Annotated in this window: 20 protein-coding genes; 10 read left to right on the top strand and 10 right to left on the bottom strand. The window is 70.1% G+C overall.

Going from position 1 to position 20,976, the window contains the following annotated elements; all coding sequences use genetic code 11:
- Positions 1 to 355: 355 nt before the first annotated feature.
- From BLV57_RS37910 to BLV57_RS44105, 10 genes are all read right to left on the bottom strand, one after another.
- Positions 356 to 1,525 (bottom strand): cytochrome P450, encoded by a 1,170-nt coding sequence (locus BLV57_RS37910; RefSeq protein ID WP_091298229.1) that lies wholly within the window; start codon positions 1,523 to 1,525, stop codon positions 356 to 358.
- A complete protein-coding gene (locus BLV57_RS37905; protein ID WP_245757681.1) occupies positions 1,522 to 2,922 on the bottom strand; it encodes an FAD-dependent monooxygenase in 1,401 nt (466 codons plus the stop codon). Before BLV57_RS37905 ends, BLV57_RS37910 begins: the two co-directional genes overlap by 4 nt.
- On the bottom strand, positions 2,915 to 3,796 hold the full coding sequence (locus BLV57_RS37900) for an aromatase/cyclase (RefSeq protein ID WP_091298224.1): 882 nt from the start codon (positions 3,794 to 3,796) through the stop codon (positions 2,915 to 2,917). The genes BLV57_RS37905 and BLV57_RS37900 overlap by 8 nt, the downstream gene beginning before the upstream one ends.
- A gap of 9 nt (positions 3,797 to 3,805) precedes the next feature.
- A complete protein-coding gene (fabG, locus tag BLV57_RS37895) occupies positions 3,806 to 4,573 on the bottom strand; it encodes a 3-oxoacyl-ACP reductase FabG (RefSeq protein WP_091298222.1) in 768 nt (255 codons plus the stop codon).
- Positions 4,566 to 4,796 carry an acyl carrier protein gene (locus tag BLV57_RS37890; protein ID WP_091298219.1) on the bottom strand — a complete coding sequence of 77 codons (231 nt, stop codon included), beginning with the start codon at positions 4,794 to 4,796 and terminating at the stop codon, positions 4,566 to 4,568. Before BLV57_RS37890 ends, fabG begins: the two co-directional genes overlap by 8 nt.
- Positions 4,797 to 4,799: 3 nt before the next feature.
- Entirely contained in the window at positions 4,800 to 5,945 is a 1,146-nt protein-coding gene (locus BLV57_RS37885; RefSeq protein WP_091298216.1) for a ketosynthase chain-length factor, read from the bottom strand.
- On the bottom strand, positions 5,942 to 7,183 hold the full coding sequence (locus BLV57_RS37880; protein WP_281244469.1) for a beta-ketoacyl-[acyl-carrier-protein] synthase family protein: 1,242 nt from the start codon (positions 7,181 to 7,183) through the stop codon (positions 5,942 to 5,944). Before BLV57_RS37880 ends, BLV57_RS37885 begins: the two co-directional genes overlap by 4 nt.
- Positions 7,180 to 7,500 (bottom strand): TcmI family type II polyketide cyclase, encoded by a 321-nt coding sequence (locus tag BLV57_RS37875; RefSeq protein ID WP_091298657.1) that lies wholly within the window; start codon positions 7,498 to 7,500, stop codon positions 7,180 to 7,182. Before BLV57_RS37875 ends, BLV57_RS37880 begins: the two co-directional genes overlap by 4 nt.
- The gene (locus BLV57_RS37870) at positions 7,497 to 8,915 is read right to left on the bottom strand and encodes an FAD-dependent monooxygenase (RefSeq protein ID WP_091298213.1); all 1,419 of its coding nucleotides are present in this window, start codon (positions 8,913 to 8,915) and stop codon (positions 7,497 to 7,499) included. Before BLV57_RS37870 ends, BLV57_RS37875 begins: the two co-directional genes overlap by 4 nt.
- A gap of 135 nt (positions 8,916 to 9,050) precedes the next feature.
- Positions 9,051 to 10,130 carry a winged helix-turn-helix domain-containing protein gene (locus tag BLV57_RS44105; protein WP_245757680.1) on the bottom strand — a complete coding sequence of 360 codons (1,080 nt, stop codon included), beginning with the start codon at positions 10,128 to 10,130 and terminating at the stop codon, positions 9,051 to 9,053.
- 420 nt (positions 10,131 to 10,550) lie between these two features.
- On the opposite strand from BLV57_RS44105, the gene argC reads away from it, so the two are divergent.
- The 10 genes from argC to tyrS are packed head-to-tail and all read left to right on the top strand — an operon-like array spanning position 10,551 to position 20,651.
- Positions 10,551 to 11,570, top strand: a complete 1,020-nt coding sequence (gene argC / locus BLV57_RS37860; protein ID WP_091298211.1) for an N-acetyl-gamma-glutamyl-phosphate reductase — start codon at positions 10,551 to 10,553, stop codon at positions 11,568 to 11,570.
- Positions 11,567 to 12,724, top strand: a complete 1,158-nt coding sequence (argJ, locus tag BLV57_RS37855; protein ID WP_091298209.1) for a bifunctional glutamate N-acetyltransferase/amino-acid acetyltransferase ArgJ — start codon at positions 11,567 to 11,569, stop codon at positions 12,722 to 12,724. Before argC ends, argJ begins: the two co-directional genes overlap by 4 nt.
- A complete protein-coding gene (gene argB, locus BLV57_RS37850) occupies positions 12,721 to 13,641 on the top strand; it encodes an acetylglutamate kinase (protein WP_091298206.1) in 921 nt (306 codons plus the stop codon). Before argJ ends, argB begins: the two co-directional genes overlap by 4 nt.
- Positions 13,638 to 14,813: an acetylornithine transaminase gene (locus tag BLV57_RS37845; RefSeq protein ID WP_091298204.1), complete on the top strand. Its 1,176-nt coding sequence runs from the start codon at positions 13,638 to 13,640 to the stop codon at positions 14,811 to 14,813. Before argB ends, BLV57_RS37845 begins: the two co-directional genes overlap by 4 nt.
- Entirely contained in the window at positions 14,813 to 15,742 is a 930-nt protein-coding gene (gene argF / locus BLV57_RS37840; RefSeq protein WP_091298201.1) for an ornithine carbamoyltransferase, read from the top strand. The genes BLV57_RS37845 and argF overlap by 1 nt, the downstream gene beginning before the upstream one ends.
- The gene (locus BLV57_RS37835; RefSeq protein ID WP_091298200.1) at positions 15,739 to 16,227 is read left to right on the top strand and encodes an arginine repressor; all 489 of its coding nucleotides are present in this window, start codon (positions 15,739 to 15,741) and stop codon (positions 16,225 to 16,227) included. Before argF ends, BLV57_RS37835 begins: the two co-directional genes overlap by 4 nt.
- 20 nt (positions 16,228 to 16,247) lie before the next feature.
- Positions 16,248 to 17,642, top strand: coding sequence for an argininosuccinate lyase (gene argH, locus BLV57_RS37830; protein ID WP_176969000.1), 1,395 nt, complete (start codon positions 16,248 to 16,250; stop codon positions 17,640 to 17,642).
- Between the two features lie 38 nt (positions 17,643 to 17,680).
- The gene (locus tag BLV57_RS37825; protein WP_091298195.1) at positions 17,681 to 18,730 is read left to right on the top strand and encodes a hypothetical protein; all 1,050 of its coding nucleotides are present in this window, start codon (positions 17,681 to 17,683) and stop codon (positions 18,728 to 18,730) included.
- Positions 18,727 to 19,353, top strand: coding sequence for a DNA-3-methyladenine glycosylase (locus tag BLV57_RS37820; protein ID WP_425426076.1), 627 nt, complete (start codon positions 18,727 to 18,729; stop codon positions 19,351 to 19,353). The genes BLV57_RS37825 and BLV57_RS37820 overlap by 4 nt, the downstream gene beginning before the upstream one ends.
- A gap of 23 nt (positions 19,354 to 19,376) precedes the next feature.
- Entirely contained in the window at positions 19,377 to 20,651 is a 1,275-nt protein-coding gene (tyrS, locus tag BLV57_RS37815; protein ID WP_091298190.1) for a tyrosine--tRNA ligase, read from the top strand.
- Positions 20,652 to 20,976 lie beyond the last annotated feature (325 nt).

Here is a 20,976-nt window from a genome sequence, read left to right as displayed (position 1 = left end):
CCAGGCGGTCGTGAGTGTTGCGGGCGGTTCTATTGAGGGGAAGCCAAACATGGCGTGTCGCGGGGTAGCTGGGTGAGGGCCTCCCTCACTCAGCCCGAGTGGGTGAGGGCCTCCCTCACCCGAATATCTGGGTGGGGGAGGCCCTGACTGCCCGGGTTGGGTGAGGGAGGCCCTCACCCAACCCGGGTTACGCGGATGGTCGGGCGGGCCTGCCGAGTGGGGGGTCGTGAGTGGTATGGCCGGTTAGAGCCGGCCGGAACACTCACGACCCCCATGCCCAAGCCGAGCCCACGATCACGCCACCTTTGCGCTTCCCCTCAATAACCGGTCTAGACACTCACGACCCTGAGGAGGGTCAGCTTCGCCAGGTGATGGGGAGGCTGGTGGGGCCGACCGTCACCAGGCCGGTCTTCCAGACGAGGTCCGCCACGGAACACGTCGGGCGCAGGCCGGGCAGCCGGGTGAGCAGCGTCGTGTAGGCGATCTCCAGCTCCATCATCGCGAGCGGGATGGCGACGCAGCGGTGCACGCCGTGGCCGAACGCCAGGTGCGGGCTCGTCCGCGTGAGGTCGACGTGGCCGGGGTCCGGAATGTGCGCGGCGTCGTGGTTCGCCGACGGGGTCACCGGGATGACGGTCGAGCCCGCCGGGATGTGGACGCCGGACAGTTCGACGTCCTCCAGCGCGACCCTTTCCTTGGCGGAACAGAAAACCGGGACGTACCGCAGCAGTTCCTCGAGCGCGCCCGGCAGCAGGGAAAGGTCGCCGGTCAGCCGGTCGAGCTGGGCGGGGGAGAGCGCGAGCAGGGAGTTCGACAGGGCGCCCGCGACCGGCTCGTAGCCGCCGGTGCAGAGGTTCAGCACCGTGTAGAGCAGCTCGGGCTCGCTGAGCTGGTCCCCGGCGTCGCGGACGGCGATGAGCGACGAGACGAGGTCGTCCGCCGGGGACTCGCGCTTGGTGGCGACGAGGTCGGCGATCAGGCCCATGATCTCGCCGAACGCGGCGCCGACCTCGGCGCGGTCGGTGGTGGCCAGGGTGATGTCCATCAGCGAGCGCAGCCGGTGACGGTCCACATCGGACACTCCGAGCAGCGCGCAGATGACGCGGGCCGGGAACGGCCTGGCGAAGTCGTGCAGGAAATCGGCGGGAGGACCGGCCTTGATCAGGTCGTCGACCAGGTCTGCGGCGATGCGGGTGGCGGCCGGCCGCAGGTTCTCCACCGCCCCCGCTGAAAAGGCGCGGGCGACCAGCTTGCGGATGCGGGTGTGGTCGGGTGGGTCGAGGTTCATCAGCACCGGGGGCAGGCGGCTGAGCTGGGTCAGCACCGCCGCGTCCTGCCGCGCGGCCGCGGCGGCCCTGCTGAACACCGGGTCCATCAGGACGCGGCGGACGTCGGGGTAGCGGGTCGCCAGGTACGCCGTGCCGCCGGAGGCGATCGGCACCAGCGGCACCGGGTCCTCCCGGCGCATCCTGGCCAGCTCCGGATGGTCGCCGACGCCCTGCCAGTCCGGGAACGGGAACGTCATACGCCGAACCAGCGTTCCACGGCCGCCTCCAGCGGGCCGGTGCCCGCGACCCACGCGACATGCCCGTCCGGGCGCACCAGCACACCGTCCACATCGGACAAGACGCTGCCCGGTTCCACCTTGGCGGACACGACGTCGACCCCGGCCGCCGTCCACGGCTCGCCGGACAGATTCAGCAGCAGGCCGCGGCCCGAGCGCAGCAGCGACGTGGTGTCCGTCAGCCCCGAATCCGTGGTCAGCGCTGAGAACGGCAGCCGCGCGCCGACCAGCGGGTGCGGGCTTTCGCCGTAGCGGACGTCGAGGCCCGCGATCGTGGCGGCGAGGTGGTCGCGCACCGTGTCGTGCGTGATCAGCTCGCGGAACACCTCGCGCAGCGGGTCGACCGAGGCGTCGCCGAGCAGCAGCTGGGCCTGCGCCTGGATGTTCGTCTTGACGCGGGCGCCGACCGGGTGGCGCTCGGCGTGGTAGCTGTCGAGCAGCCCGGCGGGCGCCGAGCCGCGGACCTCGGCGGCGAGCTTCCAGCCGAGGTTGAACGCGTCCTGCAGGCCCAGGTTGATCGCCTGCGCGCCGACCGGCATCAGGTGGTGCGCGGCGTCGCCCGCCAGCAGCACCCGGCCACGCCGGTACTCCGTCACCTGCCGCGCGGTGTTGCCGAACGCGTCGACCCATACCGGCTCGCCCGCGCTGACGTCCTCGCCGGTCACACGCTGGTACGCCGCGACGACCTCGGCGAACTCCACCGGACCCGACCGGGTCTGCGGCGGCCTGCCGAACTCGTGCACCACGAGCCGGATGAGCCCGCCGTCGATCGGCAACGCGATCGCGAGACCCGCGGGGTAGCGCTGGAAGAACCGGAACGGCACCTCGATGCCGCGCACGTCGGCACGCAGCAGCTCCAGCTCGGCGTCCACGCCGAGGAAGTCGAACCCGGCCAGCGCGCGGACACTGCTGCGCTCGCCATCGCACCCGACGACATAGCGCGCTGTCAGCGAACCGTTGACCACCACCTCGGACTCGGTCTGCTCGAGCGAGGTCACCTCGTAACCCCGCCGGATCTCCCCGCCGAGTTCCGTCACCCAGTCCGTGAGCATGGCTTCCACCCGAGCCTGGCCGATCTTCATCCGCCCCGGGTGGACGGTCGGCAGCTGGCCGAGGTCGAGGTCGAGCCCGCCGAAGTGCCCGTGGTCGTCCCGGGCGACCTCGCCCAGGTGTTCCAGCCTGCCGCGCTGGTCGAAGATCTCGACGGACCTGGCGTGGATCGCGCCCGCCCGCGACTGCGTCGTCGGCTCGGTCAGCCGCTCCAGCACGAGGACCTCGGCGCCGCCCAGCCGCAGTTCTGCGGCCAGCAGCAGACCGGTCGGCCCGGCGCCGACCACGATGACATCGGTGTCAGGCAAGGACTTCCTCCTGGCTCTCGGCATATGCTTTCGCGTGGCGCAGGGTCGCCAGGCTATTGGCACTCAGCGCGGCGCGCACCTGGTCGAGCGTGGCCGGGTCGTGCACGGACACGGAGTGCTCCGAGGTGACCTGCACCCCGTCGTCGACCTCGCGGATCTGCCACTGTCCAGTGTGGAGGGACAGCAGCGCGGGCAGCAGGGTCTGCTTGTAGACGATCAGCTTCGGGAAGGTGACGCGCACGGACGAGGTCGTGTGCACCGACCCGTTGGGCGCGCGAGTGTCCATCTCCAGCAGCTGCAGCCCGGGGATGTCCTCGGTCAGCGCGACCCGGTCGACGTGCGGCAGCCGCTCCGGCCAGCGGTCGGCCTCGTTGATGAACGCGTAGACGTCCGCCGCGGAACCCTTGATGTGCACGGTGTCCGCAAACGTGTGCACCGGCGCGACCGTGCCTTCGGCGAACGTCTTCAGCGCCGCGAGTTCCTTGTGGCTGTTGCGATCCACGGCCTGGTCGATCCACGCGATCCCGGACTGGTCGATGGCCTCGTAGTCGTGCAGCAGCCGCACCCGAGAGCTGCCCGCCGACAAAGGCTCGATCACCCACGCGCCGCCCATGGACGCGATCGGCGCTCGCGGAACCTCCTGGCGGAACTCGACACGCAGCCCCGCCGGATCGAGCACGCGCCGCGACGTCCACGTCCTGGGCGAGCCGTTGGCCGTCGCCCACAGCCGGATGCGCTCGACGTTCCCCGACCGTTCCAGCACCGAGGCGTGCACGGTCGGCTCGAAGACGGTCGGCCACCGCGTCACATCGGCGAGGAAGGCATAGATGTCGACGGCGGGCGCGGCCACGGTGATCTCGTGTTCGACGTTCATCGTTCTCCTTCAGAAGTTGCCGAGGCCGCCGCAGACGTTCAGCGCCTGCGCGGTGATCGAGCCGGCCGGGTCCGAGACGAGGTAGCCGACCAGGCCGGCGACCTCCTCCGGGGTGCTGTACCGGCCGAGCGGGATCTTGGCCTGGAACCGGTCGAGCACCTCGTCCTCGCTGATGTCCCACGCGGCCGCGTAACCCTGCCGGACCCGCTGCGCCATCGGCGTTTCGACGTAACCAGGGCAGACCGCGTTGACCGTGATCCCCGTCTTTCCCAGCTCGTTGCCCAATGACTTGGTGAACCCGACGACCGCGTGCTTCGACGCCGAATACGGCGCGCCCAGCACCACGCCCTGCTTGCCCGCGGTCGACGCGATGTTCACGATCCGCCCCCACGGCCGGTGCCGCAGCCCGCCGGTGTTGAGCACCGCGCGGGTCATCCGGAACACCCCGTGCAGGTTGGTGTCGATCACGTCGAACCACAGCTCGTCGACCAGATCGGCGGTGACCCCGCCGCCACTGCGGCCCGCGTTGTTGACCAGGATGTCCACCGGGCCGTACCGGTCGACCGCTGCCTGCACGAACGCCTGGACGTCCGTCTCGGACCGGACGTCGCATTCGGTCCCGTCGACCTCGAAGCCGTCCGCGCGCAGCTGCTTGACGGTCGGCGAGACGTCGTTGCGGGCGCAGAGGAACACCTGATGCCCGGCTTCGGCGAGCTGCTTGGCGACGGCGAGGCCGATCCCGCTGGTGGCGCCGGTGACGAGCGCGGTCCTAGCCATGGTTGATCAGCTCCAGCAGCGCGCGCGGGGTACGGGCGGTCGCGGTGGCGTCGTCGTCGAGTTCGACGCCGTGGTCGCGCGAAAGCCGTCCGGTGGCCTCGATCAGCGCGACCGAGTCGTACCCGAGATCGGCGAACTCGGCGTCGATCACCGCACCGCTGACCGGCTCCGGCGAGCCCGCGCAGTCGGTCAATATCAGCAGCAGCTCGTCCAAGGTGAGCACTGTTCAATCCTTTCGTCGCAGCAGGATCGCCGAGTTGAAACCGCCTTGGCCGCGCGCGAGCACCAGCGCGGTGCGCAGGGGCGCGGGCCTCGGCATGGTGACCAGGTCCAGGTCGTACGCGTTGGTGACATTGGTCGTCGGCGGGATGACGCCATCGCGGATGGCCAGCAGCGCCGACGCCACGTCGAGCGCGCCACCGCCCGCGTAGAGCCGCCCGGTCATCGTCTTGGGCGCGGTCACCGGCACCGTGCCGAGCACGGCGGTGATGGCCTCGGCCTCGGCCAGGTCCAGCTCGGGCACGGCCGCCGCGTCGGCGAACACCACGTCCACTGTGGACTCACCGGCGTCGGCCAAAGCCAGCTCGATCACCCGCCGGTAAGCGTCCACGCCGAACGTCGCCGCATACCCGGCGAGCTCGCCATATCCGCGCTCACCGGCCGTTTCTTCGCTCTCCAGCACGAGAATCGCGCCGCCCTCGCCGGGCACGTGACCCGCCGCGCCGGTGTCGAACGGCAGGTACGCGCGCTCGGGATCGGCCGACGTGCTCACCCGCCCGCTCGCCAGCAGCGACACCCACCCCCACGGGCAGAGCGCGCCGTCGACCGCGCCGGAGACCACGAACGGCGTGCCGCCGCGGATCTGCCTGCGCGCGTGGCCGAGCGCGTCGAGCCCGCCCGCCTGGTCCGAGACGAGCACACTCGACGGCCCGCGCAGCCCCTCGCGGATCGAGATCTGCCCGGAGTTCACCGCGTAGAACCAGGCGAACGACTGGTACGCGCTGACGTGCTTGGGCCCTTTGCTCCACAGGTTGCCCAGTTCACGCTGGCCGAACTCGAACCCGCCGCCGGTGCTCGCGGTGACCACCCCGCCGCCGCCGGTCTCCTCGATACCCGCGTCTTCGAGCGCCCAGGCCGCACTCGCCAGTGACAGCCTGGTCATCGGATCGGTCTGGGGGAGCAGCCTGCCCGGCAGGTGCTCGGCCGCGTCGAACCCGGTCACCTCGCCCGCGAGCGTCGCCGCGTACCGCGACGGGTCGAACCGGGTGAGCCGCCCGATCCCGCCACGCCCGGCGAGTGTCGCCGACCAGTAGTCCTCGACGCCGAGCCCGTTCGGCGCGGCGACCGACAGCCCGGTCACGATCGTCTTCATGCGAGCACCATCGCGCTCTGGAACCCGCCGAACCCGCTGCCGACGGTCAGCGCGGTGTCGACTCGGTGTTCGCGCGCGGTCAGCGGAACGTAGTCCAGGTCGCAGCGCGGATCGGGCTCGTGCAGGTTCGCGGTCGGCGGCACGATGCCGTAGCGCCTCGCGAGCAGGCAGGCCGCGATCTCGATCGAGCCGATCGCGCCGAGCGAATGCCCGACCATCGACTTGATCCCGCTCATCGGCGTCCGGTACGCGTGCTCACCGAGCGCCAGCTTGACCGCCGCGGTCTCGTGCACGTCGTTCTGCTGCGTGCCGGAGCCATGCGCGTTGACATAGTCCACATCGGACGGATCCAGCTTCGAGATGTCGAGCGCCTGCCGGATCGCCGCGGCCATCTCGGTGCCGTCGGGCCGCAGTCCGGTCATGTGGAACGCGTTGCTGCGGCTCGCGTAGCCGGTGATCTCGCCGTAGCAGTCGGCCATGCGGCGGCGCGCGTGTTCGGCTTCCTCCAGGATGAACACCGCCGCGCCCTCGCCGAGCACGAAGCCGTTGCGCGAGCGGTCGAACGGCCGCGACGCCTGCTCGGGCTCGTCGTTGCGCGGGGTGGTCGCCTTGATCGCGTCGAAGCAGGCGACCGTGATCGGTGAGATCGGCGCGTCGGCGGCACCTGCGATCATCACGTCGGCCGAGCCCTCGCGGATCAGCTGCCAGGCGTGCCCGACCGAGTCGATCCCCGAGGTGCAGCCGGTGGACACCACCGCGGCCGGTCCTTGCGCGCCGAGCGCCGTCGCGACCTCCGCGGCCGCCGAACTCGGCGCGAACGCACCGTAGAGATGGCGCGCCGCGTACTCCGGATCGACCAGCCACTGCTTGCCGTCGTCGCTGACCGCCCGGTATTCGGAGTCGAGCGTCATCGTCGCGCCGACCGCGGTGCCGAGCGCCACCCCGGTGCGCTCGGGGTCCACAGTGGACAGCCCGCTGTCGGCCAGTGCCTCGCGGGCGGCCACCACCGCGAACTGGGTCATCCGGTCCATCCGCCGGACGTCCTGCGCTCCGAGCCCGTGCGCGCCCGGATCGAAGTCGACCTCGGCCGCGACCTGTGAGCGGAACGGCGACGGATCGAACGTCGAGATCCGGCGGGTGGCCGTGCGGCCGTCGGTGAGCAGCGTCCAGAACGGCTTGACGCCGACGCCGCCCGGCGCGAGCACGCCCATCCCGGTCACCACGACCCGGCGGGTCACGGCGCCTCCCAGTGATAGAAGGAGGTGGCCAGCGCGTCGGCAGGCGAGCGCCAGGTGTCCGGGTCGAACGGCGTGATGTGCGGCTTCAGGTCGGCGCTCACTGCCACGAACAGCGGATGCGCGCGTGCCTGCTCGATCGACTTCGGCCCGTCGCCCTCGAAGTCCTGCAGATGGAAGTACAAACCCTGGTAGGAGAAGAGCTCCCGGCGCTTGGTGCCCATGAGGCCGGGCATCTCGGTGCGGTCGAACTCCTCGAAGATGCCGGCGACGTCCTCGCCGGAGCCGGGCGCCATCCGCGCCACGATCAGTGTCCTCATCGCGGTTCTCCAAACCAACGTCGCAGTGCGGCGGTCAGGTCTTCTTCGCCGGCCCAGGCCACATGGCCGTCGGGCCGGACGAGCAAGGCTTCGGTCTTGGCGGGCAGGCCCTTCGCCGACGCCGTGACAACGTCGACCCGGTCCCGCCACGGTCTCGCGGCCCGGCGTAATTCGACGTCGTCCGAGAGGTCGAGCAACAGGCCACGCGCCGGGTGCAGCAGCTCGGCCGTGTCCGGCGCGCCGTCGAGTTCCACGCGCGGCAAGCGCTTACCCAGCAGGGGATGTTCGCCGGGGCCGACGTCGTAGCGCAGGTCCAGCCCGGTGACCATGCCCGCCAGATGCCGGGTGACCTCGTCGTGGGCGATCAGGTCGGTGAGGACGTCGCGCACCGGCTGGATGGTGTCGTCGCCCATCAGGACCGTGCCCTGCGCGGACGAGTTGACCAGCAGCCGCTGTCCGACCGGGTGCCGTTCCGCGTGGTAGGTGTCGAGCAGCCCTGGCGGCGCCCAGCCGGTGACCTGCGCGGCGAGCTTCCAGCCGAGGTTGACCGCGTCCTGCACGCTGACGTTCAGGCCCTGGCCACCGGCGGGCAGGTGGACGTGCGCCGCGTCGCCCGCGATCAGGATCCGGCCCTTGCGGTAGGTGGTGGCCAGCTTGGCCGGGTCGCCGAACGCGCTGATCCACTGTGGACGGCCGTGGGAGATGTCCTCGCCGGTCAGCCGATGCCAGGTCCGCGCGAACTCGGCGAAGCTCGGCGGCTCGGTCCGCCGTCTCGGCGGCGCGCCGCGTTCACAGAGGATGACGCGGTCGACGCCCTCGCTGATCGGGCCGACGATCACCATGCCCAGCGGCAGCGACCGGCCGATCATCCGGGGTTCGAGCGCGCAGCCTTCGACGTCGGCGAGCATCAGCTCACGGGTGGCCTCACGGCCTTCGAAGCCGATGCCCGCGAGTGTCCGGACGAGACTGCGGCCGCCGTCGCAGCCGACGACGTACTCCGCGCGCAGCTTGCCCGAGGTGGTCTCGACCTCGACGCCGTCGTCGGCTTCCGAGAGCCAGACGACTTCCTGGCCGCGCCGGATGTCCGCACCCAGCGAGGTGGCCCACTGGGTGAGCACGGCCTCGGTGCGCGCCTGGGTGACGCCGTACGCGCCGTGATGCGCGCCGTCGAGCACGCCGAAATCCACCGGCAGCCCGCCGAAATGCCCACCGGGAGAGGTCTTGAGTTTCCCGAACAACGGGAGAATGCCCCGCTGATCGAAAACCTCCATGGTCCGCGCGGTCAAATTCAGCCCGCGCGATTCCCCGGTCGGCTCCGGGAGTTTCTCCAGCACCACGACTTCGGCGCCGCCGAGCCGGAGTTCACCGGCCAGCATCAAACCGGCTGGGCCCGCGCCAACGACGACAACTCGCATCCGCCCACCCTTGCCGCTCGGAAACCCCAGTGAATTCAAATTTCCACGCGGTCACGGGTGCGGGCAACGCGTCGTCCGTCAAATTCCGGCAAGTCTTTGGCGGACCATGTCGAAACATGTCAGAGGAATGTCAAATCAGGCCTGGCCCAGGCGGAAGCCGACCCCGCGGACCGTCACGATCCAGTCGCTGGAGCCGAGCTTGCGGCGCAGGCTGTTCACATGGGTGTCCAGCGTGCGGCCGAGATCGGTCTCGTCGCCCCACACCTCCAGCATGATCTCCTTGCGCGGCACGACACAGCCGCGGCGCGACGACAGCAGCCGCAGCAGGTCGAACTCCTTGCGCGTGACCGCGATGAGCCGGTCGTGCAGCCGGACCTGCCTGGTCGGCGCGTCGAGCCGCAGCGGGCCGTCCGGCGCGGGCACGGCGATCGGCTGGCGCCACGGCCTCGGCGGCAGGTCGACCGGTTCGCACTCGCCGAAGAACGCGGGCCAGTCGACCGCGACCCCGCGCTCGTGCAGCCACGCCAGCGTGCTGACCACTGACCGGTACTCCTGGCCGCCGCGCACCAGCGGCGCGAACTCGGCGGCGGGCACGCAGTCCTGCCCGAGTTCGGACAGCACGCCGTCCGCGCCGACCTCGGCGAACGTCGAAACCCCGTCGTCCGCGAGCGCGAAGATGCTGCCGAACATCCGGGGCGGCGAGGCCATGTGCGACGCCCAGAACTCCGGCGACGTGACGTCCCCGCCGATGACGATCGGCAGGACCGGCGGCCGCAGCGTGACCGTCTCGAGCACCTTGTCGAAGATCCCGCCCCGGTAGGCGGACACCAGCGCGCACGCGTCGCCGAGCGTCAGCACGCCCGCGACGTACGCCGCGGCCAGCGCGCCGACGGACTTGCCAACCACGACGTCCGGCCGCACGCCCCAATGCCCGAACAACCGCACGAGCGCGAGTTCGAGCACGAACACGTCGTCGTCCACACGCGACCGCAGGTCGGCCGCGGTCTCGGCGAACACGGGGTAGCGCGCGCTCAGCAGGTCGACCGTGCGGGCCGGGTCGGCGGCGCGGCTGGTGAACAGGTAGGCGATCGGGCTGAACGCCGCCCGGGTCACCGGCGTGCGCCCGTCCGCGACCGCCGTGAGTTCCTCGAGCAGTTTCCCGGTGCCCTCGGCGACGATCGAGGCGCGATATTCGAAGGGGCGGCTGGACGCCAATGTGCAGGCCACATTTTGCGGATCGGCGGTTGCACCGATATGAGCACGGAGTTTTCCCGCGTATTCACGCACCGCGGACTCCGAACGGCCGGACAACACCCAGGGCATCGGGCTTCCACCTGCGGGAATGCCTCTTTGAGTCGGCATGGGACGCAGCCCCAATGAGCGGGACAATTTGTCCGCGAGTTCGGGATTGCGGCCGATTTCCACGACCAGGCGCCACGAATCGGAATCGCAGTGCTGGACGGACATTTCGAGCGCGCCTACCTGCCACACCTCGCCTATCCCCATCAGCCCATTAATGCCAGACCCGGACGCTCCCGGTGTTCCTCCATCCGAGTGGTCTGCGGTCCGGGGCGCGCACTCTCGGTGGCGGACCCCGGTTTGATTGAGTTTGCATGGGTATGCATAATCATTCGTATGACGGTGAAGATCGCGGTGGCCGGGGCGAGCGGGTACGCGGGCGGGGAGCTGCTGCGCCTGCTACTGACGCACCCCGAGGTCGAGATCGGCGCGCTCACGGCGGCCAGCAGCGCGGGCACGAAGCTCGCCGCGCACCAGCCGCACCTGGTCCCGCTCGCGGGCCGCGTGCTCCAGGAGACCACGAAGGACACACTCGCCGGGCACGATGTCGTCTTCCTCGCACTGCCGCACGGCCATTCGGCCGAGATCGCCGCGCAGCTCGGGCCGGAGACGCTCGTCGTCGACCTCGGTGCCGACCACCGCCTGGCCGATGCCGGCGACTGGGCGCGCTGGTACGGCGGCGACCACGCGGGCCAGTGGCCGTACGGGCTGCCCGAGCTGCCCGGCGCGCGCGAGAAGCTGAAGAACACCAAGCGCATCGCGGTGCCCGGCTGCTTCCCGACCGGCGGCTCGCTCGCGCTGGCGCCCGCGTTCGCCGAGAAGATCATCGAGCCGGACGTGACCGTGGTTTCGGTGACCGGAACGTCCGGAGCGGGCAAGGCGCTCAAGCCGAACCTGCTGGGCTCCGAGGTCATGGGCTCGGCCAGCGCGTACGGCGTCGGGGGAGCGCACCGGCACACCCCGGAACTCATGCAGAACCTCGGCGCCATCGCGGGCGAAGCGGTCACCGTGTCGTTCACGCCCGTGCTCGCGCCGATGTCCCGCGGCATCCTGACCACCGCCAGCGCGCCGCTGCGCCGGGCCGCCGATGTCTACGAGCTCTATCAGAAGTTCTACGACGGCGAGCCGTTCGTGCAGGTGCTGCCCGAGGGCATGTGGCCGACCACGGCCGCGACGCTCGGCTCCAACAACGTCCAGCTCCAGGTCGCCGTCGACGCGCTCGCGAACAGGCTCGTCGTGGTCGCCGCCATCGACAACCTGACCAAGGGGACCGCGGGCGGCGCGATCCAGTCCATGAACATCGCACTCGGCTTCGAAGAAACCATCGGCCTTTCCACGGTAGGAGTCGCACCATGACCGTCACCGGTCCCCAGGGATTCCGCGCGGCGGGGGTGGCCGCCGGGATCAAGGCGGGTGCGCTCGACCTCGCGCTCGTAGTCAACGACGGGCCTCTCGACGTGGCCGCCGGCGTGTTCACCCGCAACGTCATCAAGGCCGCGCCCGTGCTCTGGTCGCAGGAGGTGCTCAAGCAGCAGCGGCTCAAGGCGGTCGTGCTGAACTCCGGCGGCGCCAACGCGGCGACCGGCCCGCTCGGCTTCCAGGACACGCACGCCACCGCGGAGAAGGTCGCCGAGGTGCTCGAGGCAGGCGCGATCGAGGTCGCCGTCTGCTCCACCGGCCTGATCGGGGAGCGGCTGCCGATGGACGCGGTGCTGTCCGGGGTGGACATCGCCGCCAAGGCGCTCGAAGCCTCCGAAGCGGCGAGCCTCAACGCCGCGACCGCCGTGATGACCACCGACAGCAAGCCCAAGCAGGCGTTCAAGGCGCACCGCGACGGCTGGAGCGTCGGCGGCTTCGCGAAGGGCGCCGGCATGCTCGCGCCGAACCTCGCCACCATGCTCAGCGTGCTCACCACCGACGCCGTGGTCACCAAGGACGCGCTCGACAGCGCGCTGCGCGCGGCCACGAAGGTCACCTTCGACCGGCTCGACGTCGACGGCGGCACGTCCACCAACGACACCGTGCTCGTGCTCGCCTCCGGCGCCAGCGGCGTCGAGCCGTCGGACGCCGACCTCGTGGCCATGCTCACCGAGGTCAGCCACGACCTGGTCATGCAGCTGCGCGCGGACTCCGAGGGCGCGACCAAGGAGGTCGACCTGACGGTCAAGGGCGCGCGGTCCGAAGCGGACGCCGTCGCCGTCGGCCGCACGGTCGCCGAGGACAACCTGGTCAAGACCGCGCTCTTCGGCTCGGACCCGAACTGGGGCCGGATCGCCATGGCGCTCGGCCGCGCGCAGGCGCACATCGCCCCGGAGACGCTGTCGATCGCGATCAACGGCGCGACCCTGTTCGCGAACGGCACCACCGCGCAGGACCGCTCCGAGGCCGACCTGACCGGCCGCCACATCGACATCGTCATCGACCTCGGCGTCGGCGAGCACGAGGCCACCATCTTCACCACCGACCTGTCGCACGGCTACGTCGAAGAGAACAGCGCGTACTCCTCATGAGCCCTTCCGAATCACTGATCCCCGCAGACGAGCGGCTCGCGCTGGCCGCCGAAAAAGCGGGCGTGCTGATCGAGGCGCTGCCCTGGCTGCAGCGGTTCCACGGCGCGACGGTCGTCGTGAAGTACGGCGGCAACGCGATGATCGACGACGAGCTCAAGCAGGCGTTCGCCGAGGACATGGTCTTCCTGCGGCTCGCCGGGCTGAAGCCGGTCGTGGTGCACGGCGGCGGCCCGCAGATCACCTCGATGCTGACCAGGCTCGGCATCGAAGGCGAGTTCAAGGGCGGCCTGCGCGTCACCACCCCGGAGACGATGGACATCGTCCGGATGGTCCTGGTCGGCCAGGTCAGCCGGGAGCTGGTCGGGCTGATCAACAAGCACGGCCCGTACGCCGTCGGCATCTCCGGCGAGGACGCGCAGCTGTTCACCGCCGAGCGCAAGCAGGCCACGGTCAACGGCGAGGCCGTCGACATCGGGCTGGTCGGCGAGGTCGCCACGGTCAACCCGGACGCGGTGCTCGACATCGTCAACGCAGGCCGGATCCCCGTGGTGTCCACCGTGGCCCCCGACATCGACGGCACCGTCCACAACGTCAACGCCGACACCGCGGCAGGCGCGCTGGCCGCCGCGCTCGGCGCCGAGAAGCTCGTCGTGCTCACCGACGTCGAAGGCCTGTACGCGAACTGGCCCGACCGGTCCTCGCTCGTCGACCGGATCCGGGTGGACCGGCTGGAGCAGCTGCTCCCCGGGCTGGCCAGCGGCATGATCCCGAAAATGGAGGCCTGTGTCCGCGCGGTCCGAGGCGGGGTCAGCCGCGCCCACGTGATCGACGGACGGCTGGCCCATTCCGTGCTGCTGGAAGTGTTCACGTCGAGGGGGATCGGGACAATGGTTTTTCCGGAGGATGAGCTGCCATGATCGAGTCCAATGTAGACGGCCAGGCGCACTGGAAGTCCGCGCTGATGGACAACTACGGAACCCCGCAGCTGACCCTCGTCCGAGGTGAGGGCGCGCTGGTGTGGGACGCCGACGGAAAGTCCTATGTGGACCTGGTGGGCGGCATCGCCACCAACGCGCTCGGCCAGGCGCACCCCGCGGTCGTCAAGGCGGTCAGCGAGCAGATCGCGAAGTTCGGGCACGTCTCGAACCTGTACGTGAACCCGGTCGCGGTCGAACTCGCCGAGGCGCTGGTCGACGTCGCTAGCCTCGCGGGCAACGCCAAGGTGCTCTTCGTGAACTCCGGCGCGGAGGCCAACGAGGCGGCGCTGAAGATCAGCAGGCTCACCGGCCGCACCAAGATCATCGCGTTCGACGGCGCGTTCCACGGCCGCACGATGGGCGCGCTGACGCTCACCGGCCAGCCCGGCAAGCGCGACCCGTTCAAGCCGCTGGTGCCCGGTGTCACGCATCTGCCGTTCGGCGACGTCGACGCGCTGAAAGCCGCCGTGGACACCGAAACCGCGGCCGTCATCATCGAGCCGATCCTCGGCGAGGGCGGGGTCATCCCGGCTCCGGACGGCTTCCTGCAGGCCGCGCGCGACATCACCAAGGACAACGGCGCGCTGCTCATCCTCGACGAGGTCCAGACCGGGATCGGGCGCCTCGGCACCTGGTTCGCCTTCCAGCAGGCCGGGATCGTCCCCGACGTGTTCACGCTGGCCAAGGGCCTCGGCGGCGGGCTCCCGCTCGGCGCCACCATCGGCGTCGGCGCGGCGGCGGACCTGATGAAGCCCGGCCACCACGGCACCACCTTCGGCGGCAACCCGGTGTGCTGCGCGGCCGGGCTCGCGGTCATCAAGACCATCATCAAAGACGATCTGCTCGACCACGTTTCCGCGCTGGGCAAGGACATCGCGGCCCGCGCCGAGCAGCTCCCGTTCGTCGCGGGCGTCCGAGGCGCCGGGCTGCTGATCGGCATCGGCCTGCGCAAGCCCGTCTCCGCCACCGTCGCGCAGGCGATGCAGGAGGCCGGGTACCTCGTCAACCCGATCCAACCCGACACGATCCGGCTGGCGCCCCCGCTGACCCTGTCCGCCGAGCAGGCCGACGGCTTCCTCGACGCGCTCGAAACCACCACAAAGGACCTTTGATGCCCAGGCACTTCCTCCGTGACGACGACCTATCCCCGCAGGAGCAGGCGGACATCCTCGACCTCGCCGACAAGCTGAAGGCCGAGCCGCACAGCTCGCAGGCGCTCAAGGGCAAGTCGGTCGCCGCGATCTTCGAGAAGAATTCGACGCGCACCCGGCTGTCCTTCGACGTCGGCATCCATCAGCTCGGCGGGCACCCGATCATCGTCGACGGCCGCGCCATGCAGCTCGGCCGCGAGGAGACGATCGAGGACACCTCCCGCGTCCTGTCGCGCTACGTCGACGCCGTCGTCTGGCGGACGTTCGCGCAGAAGCGCATGGACGCGATGGCCTCGGTCAGCCGGATCCCGGTGATCAACGCGCTGACCGACGAGTTCCACCCCTGCCAGGTGCTCACCGACCTGCAGACCATCCGCGAGCGCAAGGGCAAGCTGGCCGGGGTCACCGTCACCTACCTCGGCGACGGCGCGAACAACATGGCCCACTCATTCCTGCTCGGCGGCGCGACCGCGGGCATGCACGTCCGCGTCGTCTCGCCGGAGGGTTTCCAGCCGGACCAGGGCGTGACCTTGGACGCGAAGAAGCGCGCGGCCGAGACCGGCGGCAGCATCACGTCCTTCACCGACCCGCACGCCGCGGTCGACGGCGCCGACGTGCTGGTCACCGACACCTGGACCTCGATGGGCCAGGAGAACGACGGCCTCGACCGGGTCGGCCCGTTCCGGCAGCTGCAGATCAACTCCACGTTGCTGGCCCGCGCGGCCGACGACGCGATCGTGTTGCACTGCCTGCCAGCGCACCGCGGCTGGGAGATCACCGACGAGGTCATCGACGGGCCCGCCAGCGCCGTGTGGGACGAGGCGGAAAATCGCCTGCACGCCCAGAAGGCGCTGCTCGTCTGGCTGTTCCAGGAGGCAGAACGACGATGACCAGGGCTGGCAGGCAGGCGCGGATCTCGGAGCTGGTGTCCACGATGGCCATTCGGAGCCAGACGGAACTGGCGAAGCTACTCGCCGCCGAAGGGGTCGAGGTCACCCAGGCGACGCTGTCGCGTGACCTCGACGAACTCGGCGCGGTCAAGCTGCGCGGCGCGGACTCGGGCGCTCCGATCTACGTGATCCCGGAGGACGGCAGCCCGGTCCGCGGTGTCCAGGGCGGCACCTCGCGACTGTCCCGCCTGCTCGCCGAACTGCTCGTGTCCGTGGACTCGTCGGGGAACCTGACGGTACTGCGCACCCCGCCGGGCGCGGCGCAGTTCCTGGCCAGCGCCATCGACAGGGCGGCGCTCGAAGAGGTCGTCGGCTCGATCGCGGGCGACGACACGGTCGCGGTCATCGCCAGAGAGCCGCTGACCGGCAAGGATCTGGCCGAACGGTTCACCGCGTGGGCGAACCGGTCCGAACACACTTCTTGAAAGGGAGCACCTTGAGCGGCATCCAGTTGTGGGGCGGGCGATTCGCCAGCGGTCCCGCCGAAGCCATGGCGGCGTTGAGCCTGTCGACCCACTTCGACTGGCGGCTCGCGCCGTACGACATCGCGGGCTCGCGTGCGCACGCCCGCGTGCTGCGCAAGGCCGGGCTGCTCACCGACGACGAGCTGGTCGGCATGCTCGCCGCGCTCGACACGCTCGCCGCCGACGTCGAGTCCGGCGCGTTCACCCCGGTGCTCGCCGACGAAGACGTCCACACCGCGCTGGAGCGTGGCCTGATCGAGCGCGCCGGCACCGAGCTCGGCGGCAAGCTGCGGGCGGGCCGGTCGCGCAACGACCAGGTCGCCACGCTGTTCCGCATGTTCCTGCGCGACGCCGCCCGCCGGATCATCGCCGGGACCCTGGATGTCGTGGAAGCCCTTGTCTCCCAAGCACAGCGCTATCCGGACGCGATCATGCCCGGCCGCACCCACCTGCAGCACGCACAGCCGGTGCTGCTCGCGCACCACCTCCAGGCGCACTGCCAGGCGCTGCTGCGTGACGTCGGCCGTCTGCGTGACTGGGACATCCGCACCGCGGAATCCCCTTATGGCTCAGGCGCTTTGGCCGGTTCGTCGCTCGGACTCGACCCCGAGTCCGTCGCCGCCGAGCTGGGCTTCGACACCAGCGTCGACAACTCCATCGACGGCACCGCTTCGCGTGATTTCGCCGCCGAGTTCGCGTTCGCGGTGACCATGCTCGCGGTGAACCTGTCGCGGATCGCCGAAGAGGTGATCATCTGGAACACCGCCGAATTCGGCTACGTGACGCTGGACGACGCCTGGGCGACCGGCAGCTCGATCATGCCGCAGAAGAAGAACCCCGACGTCGCGGAGCTGACCCGCGGCAAGGCCGGCCGTCTCATCGGCAACCTCACGGGGCTGCTGGCGACCTTGAAGGCGCAGCCGCTGGCGTACAACCGGGACCTGCAGGAGGACAAGGAGCCGGTCTTCGACTCCGTCGACCAGCTGGAGCTGCTGTTCCCCGCGCTCGCCGGGATGCTCGGCACGCTGACCTTCCACACCGAGCGGCTCGCCGAGCTGGCGCCTGCCGGGTTCACGCTGGCCACCGACATCGCCGAGTGGCTGGTCCGCCAGGGCGTGCCGTTCCGCGTCGCGCACGAGGCGGCGGGGGAGAGCGTGCGGGTCGCCGAGGCGCGCGGCGTCGGTCTCGACGAGCTGACCGACGAGGAGTTCGAGAAAATCAATCCCGCACTGACCTCGCAGGTCCGTGAGGTTCTCACCGTCGAAGGCTCGGTCCGGTCGCGGAACTCGCGCGGCGGAACCTCACCCGATCGTGTAGCCGAACAGCGGACGCGGCTGGTCGAGCGGGTTTCGAGCATCCGTGAATGGCTCGGTTAGGCGATCACCCGTCAGTGGAGACCGTTACCCTCTTCGCCATGCGCAAGTCAGTGATCACCCGCTCGGCCGTCGCGATGACCACGGGCCTGGTGGTCTTGAGCATCGCCTCCGGAGCCGGACCGGCGATCGTCGTCGGTGAGCTGCCCGTGGCGGCTGCCGCCGCGAACTGCGCTTGGACCGTTCGGCAGCTGCCGAAGCCGTCGGGAACCGGTGACGTCCTCGTGCAGGTCACCGGTGCCGACGGGCACGACGGTTACGCGGGCTTCGGCGACCGGTCCGGCGTGGTGACCTGGTCGAAGGGCGCGATGACCGTGGTCGGCAGCCCGCCTGGGCTGAGCGGCGCCACGGTGACCGACATGAACGGCGCTGGCACGATCGTGGGAGTGGCGCTCGACGAGCAGGCCCGTGCCAACCGGGCGTACGCACTCAAGAACGGCAAGTTCGACCTGCTCCCGCTGCCGGACGGCTATTCCGAATCGCACGCCACCGCGATCAACGCGCGTGGCGACATTCTCGGCACGGTGTCCGACAAGGCCACCCTCCGCAGGGTGGTCTGGCGTTCGGGCGTGCCGTCGGTGCTCGACATCGGCGACCGCTACGACGCCGTCGACCTCGACGACGACGGCACGATCCTGCTCAACCACGAGAACGGGCCGGCGCTGTGGGTGAACGGCGAGCTGCGGCCGCTCGCGACCCCGGACGGGCTGCACGGCGCCAGGGCCACCGCGATCCGCGGCGGCAAGGTCGTCGGCTACGCGCTTCCGCCCGTGGAGCAGACGGAAAGCACGCCTGTCGCGGACGCGCCGATGGAGGGGAATGCCCACGCGTTGTACTGGGACGGGTCCTCCCCGGTCGAGCTGCCCAACGGGACCACCGCCGTCGGCATCAACTCGTCGGGGCTGATCATCGGCTCCACGGGCACCGGGACCGGCCCCAGCCAGCGGCCCGCCGTGTGGCGGCACTCCGAAGCGACGGTGGACCAGCTCGCCATGGGTGAGCGGGACTACGGCTACGTCACGGCGGTCGGCGACGACAACACCGTCGCCGGGCAGGTCAACCGCGAGCCAGCGGCCTGGCAGTGCCGGTGAGGTTGTTCACCCGCGAAGAGCTCTCGATAGATCCCGTTGACCTGGCGAAACTCCTGCTCGGCTCGGTGATCGAGTCGACCGGCCCCGACGGCACGGTCGCCGTCCGGCTCGTCGAGGTCGAGGCTTATCGCGGCCAAGACGACCCGGCGTCGCACTGCTATCGAGGCAAGACGCCACGCAACGCGGTCATGTGGGGACCGGCCGGGTTCCTCTACGTCTACTTCGTCTACGGCATGCACTTCTGCGCGAACGTCGTCGGCAGTTTCGACGGGCACGCGGGCGCCGTGCTGCTGCGAGCCGGTGAAGTGGTGTCCGGTGCGGACATCGTGCGCAAGCGAAGGCCGACCGCGCGCGGACCGATCGAACTGGCGAAAGGCCCGGCGATCCTGACCTCGGCCTTGCGGCTCGACAAGGCACAGGACGGCGCCGATCTGCTCGATCCGGCGTCGCCCGTGCGGCTGTACACCGGTGACGAGGTTCCGGAGTCCCAGATCAAGTCGGGGCCGCGGGTCGGCGTCGCGATGGCGATGGACACGCCGTGGCGGTTCTGGATCGATGGCTCGCCCGCGGTCTCCACGTACCGCAGAGGTGGAAAGCGCCGCACCCGGTCGATTTCGGCTTGACCAGGTGCGCGAGGATCTAAGGCGTGAGTGAACACATCCTTGACGAGCTGTCCTGGCGCGGCCTGATCGCGCAGTCCACCGACATCGACGCGCTGCGCCGCGATCTCGACCAGGGACCGATCACTCTCTATTGCGGCTTCGACCCGACCGCGCCCAGCCTGCACGCCGGCAACCTCGTCCCGTTGCTGATGCTCGCGCGGTTCCAGCGCGCCGGGCACCGGCCGATCGCGCTGGCGGGCGGCGCCACCGGCATGATCGGCGACCCGCGCGACACCGGCGAGCGCACGCTCAACACGCTCGACGTGGTGGGGGAGTGGGCCGAGCGCATCCGCGGGCAGCTCGAGCGGTTCGTGGACTTCGACCTGCCGTCGAACGGCGCGATCATCGAGAACAACCTGGACTGGACCGGGCCGCAGAGCGTGCTCGAGTTCCTGCGTGACGTCGGCAAGCACTTCCCGGTCAACACGATGCTGAACCGGGAGACGGTGAAGCGCCGTCTCGAGACCGACGGCATGTCGTACACCGAGTTCAGCTACCTGCTGCTGCAGTCGCAGGACTACCTGAAGCTGAACGAGAAGCACGGCTGCAAGCTGCAGGTCGGCGGGTCCGACCAGTGGGGGAACCTCGTCGGCGGCGTCGACCTGATCCGCCGGGTCAAGAGCGAGAGCGTGCACGCGCTGACCGCACCGCTGGTCACCGACGCGGAAGGCCGCAAGTTCGGCAAGTCGACCGGCGGCGGGAACCTGTGGCTCGACCCGGAGATGACCTCGCCGTACGCGTGGTTCCAGTACTTCGTGAACGTGGGCGACGCCGACGTCATCCGGTACCTGCGGATGTTCTCGTTCCTCTCGCAGGAGGAGATCGCCGCGCTCGAGCAGGACACCGCCGAGCGGCCGCACCTGCGTGCCGCGCAGAAGCGGCTGGCCGAAGAGTTCACCACGCTGGTGCACGGCGAGGAGAACACGCGGCAGGTCATCGCGGCTTCGGGCGCGCTGTTCGGCCGCGGTGAGCTGGCCGAGCTGGACGCGCGGACGCTGGAAGCCGCGCTGGCCGAGGTGCCTTCGGGCGAGGTCAAGGTGTCGGACGAGCCGACGATCGTGGATCTCCTGCTGGCCGGCGGGCTTGTCGACAGCAAGGGCGCCGCGCGTCGCACCGTCAAGGAAGGCGGGGCGTACGTGAACAACGTGAAGGTGACCGACGAGGAGTGGAAGCCGTCGCTGGACGGGGCGCTGCACGGGCAGTGGCTCGTCGTGCGCAAGGGCAAGCGGAACCTGTCCGGGGTCCGCCTGCGCGGCTGATCGGGCTTTCGGCCCGAAACAGGGGCTTGACCTGGGGTTTCGCGGTTAAGGTACCCCCCTGTTTCGGGCCCCGATCGGGCGTGTAAAGTTCTCCAAGTCGCCAGGGAAACCGGGCGGCCGACCGGGACTCGCGAACCAAGCTCTCGCCTCAGGCGATGGAGTGGGCGGTCCCACAAAAACTGCTAGGAATTATCGCTAGGGATAAGGCCGCTTGCGGCGCGATCCCAAGCGTGTTGCTTGAGAACTCAACAGTGTGCTAGTGAACTAAGCCAGTAGAGCTTATATATAGAACCTCGTTTTGAGGTTCCTTTGAGAGCAGTAAAAC

Source organism: Amycolatopsis xylanica, from assembly GCF_900107045.1.
Taxonomy (GTDB): Bacteria; Actinomycetota; Actinomycetes; order Mycobacteriales; family Pseudonocardiaceae; genus Amycolatopsis; species Amycolatopsis xylanica.
The sequence above is the reverse complement of the archived record's forward strand: the minus strand, read 5'-3'. Positions and strand labels throughout refer to the sequence as shown.